Here is a 12,359-nt window from a genome sequence, read left to right on the forward strand (position 1 = left end):
ATTGCCTAATCGGAAGCAAAATGACTTTTTAGAATCTGCTTTTATTTGATTGTCTCAAAAAATAGTTGCAGTTCCTACGATCGACTTTTTTAATAACATTAAGCTACTATAAGTAGTCTAAATATGTGTTGGAAAACCTAAAGCAACATCCGCTGCTTCTTGAATTGGTTCACTCAATGTTGGATGTGGATGAATTGTTAGTGCAATGTCTTCAACATTCATGCCACCATTAACGGCTAATGATAATTCAGCAATTAAGTCACTCGCCTCAGGTCCAATTACCTGGGCACCAACCATGTTGCCGCCGTCTTTCGTGTAAACCAACCGAACAAACCCATCTGGTTGATCAAGCGACACAGCACGTGCGTTACCAGCAAATGGGAACTTAGCCGTAGCAACTTCTAACCCTTTATCTTTTGCCTCTGCAGCAGTCATACCAACAGTCGCTAATTCAGGATCTGCAAAGCAAACCGCTGGGACACCGACCCAGTCATTAGCAGTCTTATTACCTGCAATTGCACCAGCAGCCGTCTTACCTTCAAAGAAGGCTTTGTGAGCCAACGCTGGTCCGGCAACAATGTCACCAATAGCAAAAATGTTATTAACACTTGTACGACCCTGTTGGTCCACTTCAACAAGACCATGATCATCCAATTTAACACTGGTCATTTCAAGGCCAAAATTATCTGTATTTGGTTTACGGCCAACAGAAACTAAACAATAATCAGCTTTAATTGTTTCTTCCTTACCGTCGACTTCGTATGTCACAGAAACACTTTTATCATCTTGGACTGACTTTTTTGCCATTGCGCTCGTAATAACGTCAACGCCTTTTTTCTTCAAGTTTTTGACAACGACCGAAATCATGTCTTTTTCAAAGTTAGGCAAAATTGACGGTGTTCCTTCCAAGATTGTCACATGAGCTCCTAAATTGGCATAGGCACCAGCAAGCTCTGTTCCAATATAACCACCGCCGATAACAACTAATTCTTTCGGAACTTCAGGTAAGTTAAGTGCACCGGTAGAGTCAATTACTCGACCATCAAATTTAAAATTGGGAATTTCAACTGGGCGGCTACCAGTAGCCAAAATTAAGTTTTTGAACTTAAATGTGGCACCGCCGCCGTTATCCATAAACTGTTTTGGACCAACTGACATAACACGCAGTTGACTATCATTATCTAAGAATGCTTCTCCTTCGATAACTTCAACTTTATGTTTTTTAAGTAGCATGGTAACACCACTTGTCATACGGTCGACTACCTTAGTCTGTTTCCACTCTTGCGTTTTAGCAAAATCAATCGTTGCAGGTTGAGTAGTAATTCCAAACACAGAAGCATCATTTGCTTCCTGTAATCGATGTCCTGCATTGATTAATGCCTTGGAAGGTACACACCCAACATTCAAACAAACACCGCCCAGTGTTCCTTTCTCAATTAGGGTTACCTTTTGTCCCAGTTCAGAAGCTCTAATAGCAGCCACATAACCGCCTGGGCCCCCACCAACAATCACTGTTTCTTTTTCTTCAACATCTGCCATGTGACAATCATCCTTCCATTAACAACATTGCTGGATCATGTAGTAATTTGTTCATATAATTGAGTGCGTTTTGTGCAAGCGCACCATCGATCAAACGGTGATCATAACTTAACGATAATTTCAGCATGTTACCAACTACAATTTCGCCATCCTCATTAACATATGGTTCCTTTGCAATTTTACCAACACCCAAAATAGCTACCTCAGGTTGGTTGATAACCGGAGTAAACCAACCACCACCGATTGAACCAACATTACTGATTGTAATTGAACCACCACTCATCGCCTTAGCACTCAATTTATTTGCATAGGCTGCTTCACTGTTTTCACTAATTTCCTTAGCAATTTCAAACATGCCTTTTGAATCAGCGTTCTTGATGTTAGGCACATATAAACCATCGTCTGTATTAGTAGCAATACCAATATTGTAGTAATGTTTGTAGACAATTTCTTGCGTAGTGTCATCAATTGAAGCGTTAAATTCAGGGAACTTCTTAATAGTTGCCACTAATGCTTTCACCATATAAGGCAAGAATGTCAAATGAATTCCCTGATCTGCAGCTGCTTGTTTATACTTCTTCCGATTTGCCATCAAAGCAGAAACTTCGACATCATCAAATGATGTAACATGCGGTGCAATGTCTTTTGAGTTTCGCATAGATTTTGCAATAATCTTTCTCATTTGTGACATTGGTTCGCGTGTCTCTAGATCCGGTTGATCTGACTTGTACGGTTTAACAGCTTGGCCACCAGCTTTTGGTGCTGATGTGCTATCTGTTGCGGCTGGTGTAGTGGCTGTAGCTGGTGCACTAGCGCCATTAAAGTTATCAATATCTGCTTGTAATACTTGACCATGATTACCACTTGGCTGTACTAAACTAATATCCACACCCTTATCACGAGCATATTGACGGACCGATGGCATTGCAAGAACCAATTTACTTGGTTCAGCTAAGGGAGCAACACTTCCTCCCGTTGCAGGAGCAACTGACTCTTCTTTAGTTGCTGAATCTTCCTTAGTTTCTTCCTTAGCAGCTGGTGCTTGTTCATCATCATCTGTATCAGGAGATCCATCATCAATTTCAACTAAGGTGTCACCAATTTCGACTGTATCTCCTTCTTGAGCAACAATCTTTTTGATTGTTCCACCAACTGGTGAAGGAAGCTCAGAAACTGATTTATCATTTTGGATTTCAACTAATGAATCGTCTTCATTAATCTTGTCCCCTTCTTTAACCAACCAAGATGCAATTTCTCCTTCAGCCATACCTTCGCCAAGCTCTGGGAGTTTAAATTTAAATGCCATAAAACAAACTTCCTTTCTTTCCCAATTTAATGTTTAACCTTAATACTCCAGTACCTCACGAACCTTCGCTTCAATATCATCAGCAGCTGGAATCCAAACATTTTCAGCTTGTGCGAACGGATAAACACTGTTAGGAGCAGCAACTCGCCCAATTGGAGCATCTAGTGACATGATTGCCTGCTCAGAAATTGCAGAAGCAACCTGTGCACCAACACCAGCCATCTTCTGTGCTTCTTGTACTACGACAACTTTGTGCGTTTTTTCAACTGAAGCAAACACAGTGTCTGTATCAATTGGAGATAGCGAACGTAAATCAACCACTTCAACTGAAATATTTTCCTTAGCTAACTTTTCAGCAACTTTTAGGGATTCATTAACTTCTGCACTATATGCAACCACCGTAACGTCAGTTCCTTCTTGTACCACTTTAGCAGTATCCAATGGAACTGTGTATTTGTCGTCTGGAATATCGTCTTTCATTGAACGATATAATTTCAAATTTTCCATAAATAGAACAGGATCATTATTTTCAACGGCAGAAATGACCATTCCCTTTGCATCATAAGGATTACTTGGTGTAACCACCCGTAATCCAGGAATACCGGTAAAGAAGTTTTCCAAATTATCAGCGTGCATTTCTGCAGTATGGGTTCCACCACCAAATGGGGTTCTGATTGTAATTGGTAAGTTCTTTTCAGCGCCAAAACGGAATCGCGTTCTGGCCATCTGCCCAGCAATTGAATCTACCGCCTCAAACGTGAAACCCATAAATTGGATTTCAGGAATTGGGCGCCAGCCAGTTAACCCTAGCCCAATTGACAAGCCCAAAATACCAGACTCAGCCAAAGGTGTATCGAATACTCGATCTTCGCCATACTTTTCTTGCAGGCCTTGAGTTGTTCTAAACACACCACCATTTTTCCCAACATCTTCACCAAAAATCAGAGTCTTGGGATCTTCATTTAAAACAATATCTAACCCATCGGTAATTGCTTGGATATATGATTTTTTAGCCATGATTACTTCGACTCCTTTGCTTCAAATTCGGCAATTTGTGCTTTAATGTCCGGTGTTGGGACTTCAAATGTATTCTTTAACATGTCTGAGACTTTTTCAGGTTCAACACCGTCTGCTTCTTTAATTGCATCTTTGAATGAATTCTTGCATTCTTCAATATATGCATCTTCTTGATCTTGTGACCATAATTTCTTATTAGTTAAATATTTACGCATTCTAATTAGTGGATCATTATCAAACCAAGGTTGTTCTTCTTCCTTTGTCCGATAACGACTTGGGTCATCTCCAGCACTACTATGAGCACCAAACCGATATGTTAGTGTTTCAATCATAACAGGACCATTACCAGCTGCTGCAAATTCACGAGCTTCTTTAGCGACTTGGTAGCATGCAAGAATATCCATTCCATCAACCTGAACGCTTGGAATACCGGCGGCAACAGCTTTTTGTGCTAGCGTAGTAGCTGCAGTCTGCTTGCGCCGTGGAACAGAAATAGCAAATCCATTATTTTGGATAATGAATACTGCAGGTGCCTGAAATGCTCCGGCAAAGTTCATCCCTTCATAGGTATCACCCTGAGATGTTCCACCATCACCCGTATATGCAAAGGCAACGGCATCTTCACCATTTTTCTTCAATCCCAAAGCAGCTCCAGCCATCTCGACCATTTGAGCACCAATAATGATTTGTGGCATTAATGCACGGGCCTTAAATTTATTTCCTTTGACATGTCCACGTGACCATAAGTAGCCTTCTGTCACAGTTGCTCCATGTTGGATTAGTTGCGGCACATCTCGGTACGCTGGAAACAAAAAATCATTTTCCTTGAAAGCGGAAACCGTCCCCATTTCGCTGGCTTCTTCTCCAGCAGTTGGTGCATAGAAGCCTAGGCGACCTTGACGAGAAAAGTTCATTGTCTGTTCATGCAATGCACGCTCCCAAACCAACTTTTTCATAAAATCTACAAGTTGATCATCGGAGAAACTTGCCATTAGATCTTCGTTCACAACATTTGCGTCGTTATCTAAAATCTGTACTGGTTTGAACTCTTTGCCAAGATTGGCTTTGATTTTATCAAAGTCAACAGCTTTCTTACTTTCTTTGGCCATAATTAACACTTTCCTTTCCTGTTTGTTTAGCGCCAGCACACTGCGTATGTAAGCGCTTCACCTTTGATACAAAACAAAGTATACACCACCATCGAGGACCAATGCAAGCCCTTTCATGATCAAATTTTGATCTTTTGTATGAGAAGTTTAATATACTAAACAGTTCAATGGTTCACAAAGTTAATTAAGCCCCATGTTCTCATTTCATTTTTTTTATGCTAGACTGATTAGTATAGTATTTTGAGTTAATAACTGGAGATGAACCCAATTGATTTTAATGAAAGATATCGTCCGAGATGGTGACCAAGTACTACGCCAACAGGCTAGTAAAGTAGAATTCCCTTTATCTGACGAAGAACAAAAGCTAGCAAAAGACATGATGGAATACTTAGAGGTCAGTCAAGATCCTGAATTATGCGAAAAATACCAACTCCGAGCTGGTGTCGGATTAGCAGCACCGCAAGTCGGTGTTTCAAAACAGATGGCCGCAGTTTTAGTTCCACCTACTGAAGAAGATGGCGATCCGGAATTTAAGGATGTCATAGTTAATCCGGTTATTATTAGTGAATCCGTTCAAGCAGGCGCGTTAACTGAGGGAGAAGGTTGTTTGTCAGTTGATACAGATGTGCCAGGATACGTCCCGCGGCATGACCGAATAACTCTTCGTTACCAGGACGTGGCAGGAAAGCTTCATACCATTAGATTAAAACACTATCCTGCAATTGTTTGTCAACATGAAATTGATCATTTGCATGGAACACTGTTCTACGATCACATTAACAAAACAGAGCCATTTACAGCACCAGAAGACACCATTATGATCAACTAAAAAAGACAGCAGTGGCTGTCTTTTTTATTATCACTATTTGTGAATAAAGTAACAAAGTGTCCATTTTCTTTAATCAATTCTTTTCAAATCACGAACATATTCATATGTGGCCTCATTCATTAAATAGGCAATGTCTAGATGCAGCTTTCCTTCAAATAGCCACGTATCTGTGACTATAAATGCCCGATTAGACTCCTTCACTCGTTTAACTTGATTTGTTTGGCTGTAAACTTCTAACTGTTCATTTAACAATTTGGTAACCAGTTCTAATTCATTAGTACTTATATTTTTTTTTGGCAATATATATTCAAATGCCATCACGCCCCTGCCCCATACGTCAGCAACTGTTTGTGAGCTTGAAAATTGTATTTGTTTTTTTTGTAGTAGTTGGTGTTGTTCTAAAGTTGGTAGAACAGCTCGCATCGCTTCATCAGTGTTTTCTTGAGCAGCTCGTCGCACAATCAAGGTTGCATGTTTGGTGATCTCATGATGAATTGCAACATAAATAACAATAGCAATGACTACTGCCAATCCAACAATTAATATTAATCGCATCTTATCGCCTCCACAATTTACAAGTCAAGCATACCATTTTATAACTTAAACATAATAATAAAACGATAAATATTCGGACTAGTACAGTCGAGTGTGCTAAAATTGGTGGTAGTTTAATTAAATCAATTTCAATTTGTAAGGAGTATTATATAATGGTCTTTAAAGTATTCTACCAAGAAACAAAAGTTCGTAATCCAAAACGGGAAACAACTCATTCATTATTTCTTGAATCAGATTCTGAAGCACAGGCCCGAGTTTTGGTCGAAAAAAGCACTGATTTTAACATTGAATTCATCGAGGGGCTAAGCCAATCTGCTTTAGAATATGAACAGCAAAACCCAGGTTATGAGCTGAGTCAATTTTAAATATCCAATTTTAAAAAGAACTATTACAAATTGATTTGTTAATAGTTCTTTTTTGTTTATACTCTTGTAATAGACAAAAAGCTAATTTTCTCTATTTTTTTTTGAATGTTTTTTGTATAATATGTATTATCTGTGTTTAATGGAGGAATCGTACTCTATGACTTTTCTAATTATCTTAAATGAGCATGCCGGTAGTGGCAACGCAAAAGATACTTGGAAAATAATCGAACCTATCCTGCAAAAGGAAAGGATCAATTATACTTTTCAAATTTCTCAATACGCTGGACATACTACTTATTTAGCTAAAACATATATAAAAAACGTTCAAAACATTGAACACCCTGTCATTTTAATTATTGGTGGCGATGGCACACTGCATGAAGCACTTAATGGTGTATTGAGCATTGATCAAGATAAACCTGTCCCTCTTGCATACATTCCGGCTGGGTCAGGCAATGATTTTGCACGTGGGCTTGGCATGTCAGCCAAGCCCATCACTGCGCTGCATCAAATCTTAAATTGTCAACAACAAAAAATGATCAACATCGGTCACTACGAAGAAACAATGAAAAATGAAAATGGTTATTTTATCAACAATATCGGGATTGGATTCGACGCAGCCGTAGTTAGCAGGACCAATGCATCAACGAATAAACAGCGATTAAACAAATATCATTTAGGCTCATTAGCATATTTATCCTCAGTATTTAGCGTTTTGTACAATCAAGAACCTTTTCCACTAATGGTTCAAGTTGGTAAATCAAGAACTCTATTTCAAAAAGCTTTTCTCGTTACCACTTCTAAACATCCATACTTTGGTGGCGGAGTCTCTATTTTACCTGACGCATCTGTGCATAAACCCGAACTTGAACTAATCGTGGTTGAACGACTTAACTGGGTTATTATTTTATGGGTTGCCATTTTAATTATTTTAGGCAAACACAGCAAATCACGGTTTGTTCATATTTTCAAAAGTCCATCAATTCATTTGACCACAACATCAATTGAACATGGCCAAATTGATGGTGAAATAATGGGAAATCGTTTCTTCGATTTGCATATGGATATCAGTCAATACCCCTTTTGGATTGATGTTACACAAAAAGCGGAGTCATAGAGGCTCCGCTTTTTGTACGTCCTGAGACCAAATGTATCTAGTCTTCCGAAGCTTCCATTGCATCCAGAATCATCCGAAGTTGACTACATTTTTCCCGTAACGCATTCATTTCTTTTCCATAACGAGGTTCAATTGTGACAGTCCCAGCATGTTTCTGTAACCGTGCCTGCCGAGCTTCTTGCTGACATAAGTGGTTAAGATCACTTTGAGTATCAGTTAGCTCCTGTTGAATCTCAAACCTGTTACTCACCTCAAACACTCCCCTTGATAAAGTAAAGTATCAAAAGCAAATTCAAATTTGCAACACTGAATATACCACCAATAGAATCAAAAGTTAACCTTTTATAGATTACAATTATATTACATCGATTATTATTTATAATACGATAAATATAAAGGTAACAAAAAAAGCCATAAAACATGGCTTTTATCGAATTTCTACTTAACTGTTCCAGCAAAACTAGGCATAAAGTAACTACTAATGGTTTGAACTTTAACATTTTGGCCTGACGTTGGTGCAGCAACAAATTGGTTGTTACCAATATAGATTGCATCATGATATGTCGCACCTGAATTACCCCAAAACAAAATATCACCTGGCTTGGCGCTAGCAACTGAATGCTTAGTAACATAAGCTTCTTGAGCAACAGTATTGTGTGGTAAATTAATTCCCGCAGAGTGTGCATAAACATATTGAACTAGTCCAGAGCAATCCATTCCACTTAAACTATTGCCACCCCATACATAAGGAATCCCAGCGTTAGCCAATTTAACAGCCAGGCTGACAACAGACCCAGTTTGAAGATTACTATTTGCAGTAGTGCTAATATTATTGCTGGCAGCTGTGGCACTAGAACTTTGACTAGTTGCAGTATTAGAACTTATTGCTGATGAAGCTGCTGTAGCACTACTTGTTGCAACCGCTGAATTGCTATTTGCACTCACGCTTGAGCTAGAAATTGCAGATGCTGAACTTGCTACACTAGTAGCACTGGTTGTAGAACTACTAGTAACCGTAGCTGTGGCAGATGAAGCAGTCTCAGAACTAGCAGAAACACTTGTATCATTTGTCGCACTTGACGCCGCAGCACTTGTTACTGTCGAATTTGCAGAACTAGCTACAGCAGTAGTTTCGTCACTTGATACGTTCAAGACCTGACCAACAACAATCAAATTGCTATCGCTCAAACCATTAGCTCGTTGAAGTGTTGCAATCGAAACTCCAAATCGTGAACTTAATGCACTTAAAGTATCACCGCTTTGTACTGTGTACTTACCGTTAACAACAGCCGAGCTGCTTGAAGCCGATGTTGTACTAGATGAAACTGCAGCACTACTCTGAGCAGCGGTAGTTGACTTGCTTAAATTCAACGTTTGTCCAGCATAAATCAAATCAACGCTAGAACTGATTTTTTTAATACCAGTATTTTGAGCTTCTAAATCATTAACTGAAACTCCATATTTTTGTGCAAAATCCCAGACAGTATCTCCAGCCTGAACTTTAACAGTATCAGCTTTAACTCCCTGTGTACCAACTGCAAACAGGCCCAAAGCACCCACAGTTCCTAAAACAACATTCTTAGCGTACTTATTGGTATTACTTATATGTGAATTAGTCATTAACAACACTCCTTAAAAAAAACAAGAAACAACGCCAATAATTTAATAATTTCAAATTTCTCTATTAACAGCCTTAAGTTTATCTTTAGACTTGTTAACAGCATAACACGTTATTTGTATCATGAAAACACTTTTAAAACTTATACAAGTAAAAATACGCAAAATTATTTTCAATCCTGTAATAGCCAATAAGCTGATATAGCAGCGATAATAGTTTTTGCTTTTTTGTTAACCCAGTTAATATTACAATTTTATTACAACCTTAAACAATTTAATCTTTTGAGTGTAAAATGACTTTTTCGTGATCATGTTCAATCTTAATCTGTTGCTGTTCCAATTTTAATTTGCTAATTTGTTGGTTACCAAATTGTTTATGAAATTGTTCTTGTGAAATTTGTTCCTGTGCACTTGAATTTCCATTTTTCATGTCAGCTTTGGTAGCAAACGTTCTCACAATTATCTTTTGAGGTGTAAAAAATAGCTGATTTTCATCACGCTTGTAACTACCAAAATAAGTTCTGGTCCAGCACTGTGAAACTGTGTTGGACTCTACCAATTGGTATTGTTTATTCTTGAGAAAAGTCACTGTCAATTTAACATATTGCCCATGAGGATATTTCTTTTGGCCACTCCATTTTCCTTCTGGCTTAGCCCATTTAGTGGTACGAACTGAATTTTGCTCTTTAATAGGAGTGGTATTTGAATTTGGCAAAAAATAAATAAAACTCACAACCCCGATTACTATAACTATAACCAATAAAAAAACTATCCATAACCAATGTTTTTTCCTAAATTTCAAAATTATTTCCCTTCAATAAAAAAGCACTCATTTACAAAGTAACTGAATGCATTTGTCTTTTACAAAACACTAATCCTGTACTCCTAACCAGATTTTAAGTGTCAGATAATAAATTTCAATCTCACTAAGTGGCGCTCCAATTACTTCGCTAATTTTTTTAATTAATGATTGCGACAAGACAAATAACTTTTCACTTGATTGAATTAAGGCTAATTGTTCAGAAGTAAATATTTGCCCAAGTTGATGGGTTGCTGGTGCTCCTAATGAATATCTACGTAATAAAATATATAATTCCGTCAGCAAATAACTCACTGAATAATTAGTTAACTCAGGTAGCTCATTTTTAATCTGTGTTGCTAATCTTAGCAACATTTCTTGATTTGCTTTAGTTAAATCGGGATACTCATTGACTAATTGGCTAACCTCAGAAGAGTTACTTGCTTGAAAATCTTGTAGCAACATTCGCATGGCACGTCTAATATTGGTCTCTGATCCATTGATTCGTACTGCATCAACACTGTAATCAAGCACTAAATCTACTGCAATTAACATATCTCCTATAACTGATAAATCATCACTTGTTACCTGCTTTTGATCAACTTCTAAGCTTTTGATGACTACTTTATTTGGTGCTGAACTAAGTATTTTTAACGCTAAAAGATTTCTAAATTGAATTATATTAGAATCAACTGCTACCATATTAGTTACCTCCGTTAGAATATTGTTTAATTTTATTATCAGCTTTTTAAGTCATTTATACAACCAATTCAAGTAGTTTCAAAAATAAGTTGACAAATTATTCTAGAGTGTTACTTTTATAGTATTAAAATTAGATGAGAACATAATGAGTAGGTAGTAGTTTAATCATTAGCTGATACAGAGAATCTCGGTAGTTGAAAAGAGAGACAGTGGCTTAAACGAACATCCCCTATGAATGTCACTTCGTCATTAAATTGATTAAGTGATGGCCATTCCACCATTAACTGGGAAACTGACATTTAGTCAGCTACTGAGCTAATATTGGTGACAATATTAGAAATTAAGGTGGTACACGGTAACACGTCCTTTTCAACTGGGACGTGTTTTTTCGTCTAATTAATTTTTTTATTAGGAGATGGTTAATGTAATCCATATATTAATGATTAGTCAGATCTACATAGTAATTAATAAAAATTTGGAGGAATACATATTATGCAAAATACAACAAGTTTAACAGACCTAACAAAAACAGAAAGCAAGTTTGCCCAGACTCTATTCAGTGCGTTACAGACTCAAACCAAGCTGGACGAGCAAAAATATAAAGATTTGGTCACAGATGATGATTCAGGTTACCGCGTTCAATATGCCTTAACCCAATTAAAAAATGAACCAGTTGCTGGCTATAAAGTAAGTCTTACTAGCAAACAGACTCAAGACATGTTTGATGCTGATTCTCCTCTCTATGGAGCGGAAGTAAAACATCAATGGCTAAAATCACCAGCAAATGTCAAATTAACTGATTTGATGGAACCATTAGTAGAAGTTGAGTTAGTATTTACTGCTAAGAGTGATTTATCGCCCGAAGATTCTGTTGAAGATTTACTACAAAAAACTACGGTTGCTCCTGCATTAGAACTGCCTGATGCTCGGTTCAACGATTGGTTTCCATCATTATCTAAGCTAATGGTTATGTCCGATAACGCGGTCGCAGGGCGTGTTGTTTTTGGTAATGAAGTTGATAGTAGTAATTTCACTGTTGATGACCTTAGTCGGGTTCACGCTGAGCTTAAACTAAATGACAAGTCATTAGCTGCTGGTGATTCTAGCGAGGTATTAGGAAATCCATTAAATTCACTTCAGTGGTTAGTAAAAAAATTAGACAGCCAAGGCCTAACACTCAGGACCGGGCAACGTGTATCCAGCGGCACATTCGTATTACCTCCCCACTTAGAAGCTGGTCACTATACCTGTCATTTCACCAGTGGTTTAGGTAACGTAGATTTACAAGTAAAATAACAACAAAATAGATTTACTAAAAAGGGCACATTTTGGAACTGAAGTTATAATTTGATACAAACATATAAAAGCACGTTCGAAAAAAGTAAAATTTATTCGGAGGTGTTT

The 12,359-nt window shown here is 37.7% G+C and carries 13 protein-coding genes; 4 read left to right on the plus strand and 9 right to left on the minus strand.

Annotation, left to right across the window (positions count from 1 at the left end; genetic code table 11):
• Positions 1 to 117: 117 nt before the first annotated feature.
• From lpdA to pdhA, 4 genes are read right to left on the minus strand one after another with little or no spacing between them, the layout of a single operon-like run.
• On the minus strand, positions 118 to 1,539 hold the full coding sequence (lpdA, locus tag FFM51_RS08315; RefSeq protein ID WP_137598157.1) for a dihydrolipoyl dehydrogenase: 1,422 nt from the start codon (positions 1,537 to 1,539) through the stop codon (positions 118 to 120).
• Positions 1,540 to 1,546: 7 nt separating this feature from the next.
• Complete coding sequence (locus tag FFM51_RS08320) at positions 1,547 to 2,845, minus strand: 2-oxo acid dehydrogenase subunit E2 (RefSeq protein ID WP_137598158.1); 1,299 nt, start codon at positions 2,843 to 2,845, stop codon at positions 1,547 to 1,549.
• 39 nt (positions 2,846 to 2,884) lie between these two features.
• Entirely contained in the window at positions 2,885 to 3,862 is a 978-nt protein-coding gene (locus tag FFM51_RS08325) for an alpha-ketoacid dehydrogenase subunit beta (protein ID WP_137598159.1), read from the minus strand.
• Positions 3,863 to 3,864: 2 nt separating this feature from the next.
• On the minus strand, positions 3,865 to 4,971 hold the full coding sequence (gene pdhA / locus FFM51_RS08330) for a pyruvate dehydrogenase (acetyl-transferring) E1 component subunit alpha (RefSeq protein ID WP_137598160.1): 1,107 nt from the start codon (positions 4,969 to 4,971) through the stop codon (positions 3,865 to 3,867).
• Positions 4,972 to 5,239: 268 nt separating this feature from the next.
• On the opposite strand from pdhA, the gene def reads away from it, so the two are divergent.
• A complete protein-coding gene (gene def, locus FFM51_RS08335) occupies positions 5,240 to 5,800 on the plus strand; it encodes a peptide deformylase (RefSeq protein ID WP_137598161.1) in 561 nt (186 codons plus the stop codon).
• A 69-nt stretch (positions 5,801 to 5,869) separates the two neighbouring features.
• Here the strand turns inward: def and FFM51_RS08340 are convergent, their stop codons facing one another.
• Positions 5,870 to 6,355: a hypothetical protein gene (locus tag FFM51_RS08340; protein ID WP_137598162.1), complete on the minus strand. Its 486-nt coding sequence runs from the start codon at positions 6,353 to 6,355 to the stop codon at positions 5,870 to 5,872.
• Positions 6,356 to 6,507: 152 nt separating this feature from the next.
• Here FFM51_RS08340 and FFM51_RS08345 point away from each other — a divergent pair, with 152 nt between their 5' ends.
• Together FFM51_RS08345 and FFM51_RS08350 are read left to right on the plus strand one after the other, a co-directional pair.
• Positions 6,508 to 6,720 carry a DNA-directed RNA polymerase subunit epsilon gene (locus FFM51_RS08345; protein ID WP_137598163.1) on the plus strand — a complete coding sequence of 71 codons (213 nt, stop codon included), beginning with the start codon at positions 6,508 to 6,510 and terminating at the stop codon, positions 6,718 to 6,720.
• 157 nt (positions 6,721 to 6,877) lie between these two features.
• A complete protein-coding gene (locus FFM51_RS08350) occupies positions 6,878 to 7,837 on the plus strand; it encodes a diacylglycerol/lipid kinase family protein (RefSeq protein WP_137598164.1) in 960 nt (319 codons plus the stop codon).
• 37 nt (positions 7,838 to 7,874) lie between these two features.
• On the opposite strand, the gene FFM51_RS08355 is transcribed toward FFM51_RS08350, so the two are convergent.
• The 4 genes from FFM51_RS08355 to FFM51_RS08370 form a co-directional block, all read right to left on the minus strand.
• On the minus strand, positions 7,875 to 8,087 hold the full coding sequence (locus tag FFM51_RS08355; RefSeq protein WP_137598165.1) for a hypothetical protein: 213 nt from the start codon (positions 8,085 to 8,087) through the stop codon (positions 7,875 to 7,877).
• Positions 8,088 to 8,275: 188 nt separating this feature from the next.
• Positions 8,276 to 9,457 carry a C40 family peptidase gene (locus FFM51_RS08360; RefSeq protein ID WP_137598166.1) on the minus strand — a complete coding sequence of 394 codons (1,182 nt, stop codon included), beginning with the start codon at positions 9,455 to 9,457 and terminating at the stop codon, positions 8,276 to 8,278.
• Positions 9,458 to 9,728: 271 nt separating this feature from the next.
• Positions 9,729 to 10,169 carry a hypothetical protein gene (locus tag FFM51_RS08365; protein WP_137598167.1) on the minus strand — a complete coding sequence of 147 codons (441 nt, stop codon included), beginning with the start codon at positions 10,167 to 10,169 and terminating at the stop codon, positions 9,729 to 9,731.
• A 156-nt stretch (positions 10,170 to 10,325) separates the two neighbouring features.
• Complete coding sequence (locus tag FFM51_RS08370) at positions 10,326 to 10,955, minus strand: BglG family transcription antiterminator (protein WP_137598168.1); 630 nt, start codon at positions 10,953 to 10,955, stop codon at positions 10,326 to 10,328.
• Between the two features lie 492 nt (positions 10,956 to 11,447).
• Between FFM51_RS08370 and FFM51_RS08375 the strand changes: the two genes are divergently transcribed.
• Complete coding sequence (locus FFM51_RS08375; RefSeq protein ID WP_137598169.1) at positions 11,448 to 12,251, plus strand: 2-keto-4-pentenoate hydratase; 804 nt, start codon at positions 11,448 to 11,450, stop codon at positions 12,249 to 12,251.
• Positions 12,252 to 12,359 lie beyond the last annotated feature (108 nt).

It is taken from the genome of Paucilactobacillus kaifaensis (genome assembly GCF_005405145.1).
In the GTDB taxonomy this organism is placed as follows: domain Bacteria; phylum Bacillota; class Bacilli; order Lactobacillales; family Lactobacillaceae; genus Paucilactobacillus; species Paucilactobacillus kaifaensis.

Excerpts from the sequence above, each read along its gene's own strand:
- lpdA (WP_137598157.1), bottom strand. The coding sequence starts at position 1,539 with ATGGCAGATGTTGAAGAAAAAGAAACAGTGATTGTTGGTGGGGGCCCA.
- FFM51_RS08320 (WP_137598158.1), bottom strand. The coding sequence starts at position 2,845 with ATGGCATTTAAATTTAAACTCCCAGAGCTTGGCGAAGGTATGGCTGAA.
- FFM51_RS08325 (WP_137598159.1), bottom strand. The coding sequence starts at position 3,862 with ATGGCTAAAAAATCATATATCCAAGCAATTACCGATGGGTTAGATATT.
- pdhA (WP_137598160.1), bottom strand. The coding sequence starts at position 4,971 with ATGGCCAAAGAAAGTAAGAAAGCTGTTGACTTTGATAAAATCAAAGCC.
- FFM51_RS08340 (WP_137598162.1), bottom strand. The coding sequence starts at position 6,355 with ATGCGATTAATATTAATTGTTGGATTGGCAGTAGTCATTGCTATTGTT.
- FFM51_RS08345 (WP_137598163.1), top strand. The coding sequence starts at position 6,508 with ATGGTCTTTAAAGTATTCTACCAAGAAACAAAAGTTCGTAATCCAAAA.
- FFM51_RS08350 (WP_137598164.1), top strand. The coding sequence starts at position 6,878 with ATGACTTTTCTAATTATCTTAAATGAGCATGCCGGTAGTGGCAACGCA.
- FFM51_RS08360 (WP_137598166.1), bottom strand. The coding sequence starts at position 9,457 with ATGACTAATTCACATATAAGTAATACCAATAAGTACGCTAAGAATGTT.
- FFM51_RS08370 (WP_137598168.1), bottom strand. The coding sequence starts at position 10,955 with ATGGTAGCAGTTGATTCTAATATAATTCAATTTAGAAATCTTTTAGCG.
- FFM51_RS08375 (WP_137598169.1), top strand. The coding sequence starts at position 11,448 with ATGCAAAATACAACAAGTTTAACAGACCTAACAAAAACAGAAAGCAAG.